At 63.4% G+C, this 295-nt stretch carries 1 pseudogene; it reads left to right on the plus strand.

The window, feature by feature from the left end:
• Nucleotides 1-295 (plus strand): annotated as a pseudogene (locus ACZYTC_RS34370) (SDR family oxidoreductase); the annotation flags it as partial.

Raw genomic sequence — 295 nt, forward strand, 5'->3', positions numbered from 1 at the left:
CATCAACACCGCCTCCAAATCCGGCAAGTTCTACGACCGGGAGAAGATCTCCTAATCCACCACCAAGCACGCCGTGGTGGCGATTACCCGCCAGATGGCCCTCGACTAATCCCGGCACAAGGAGCGCGAGAACGCCCTCTGCCCCGGCTGGGTCGACACCCCCTTCAACGAGCCCTTCATCGCCCAGATGGGCGGCCGTGCCGCCATCGAAGCCTATGTCCGCGATAAGATCCCGATGGGCCGCTGGGCAACGGCTGAGGAGATCGCCGAGGCCATCCTCTTCCTGGTCTCGGAT

The sequence above is a fragment of the Labrys sp. F242 genome (genome assembly GCF_057813875.1).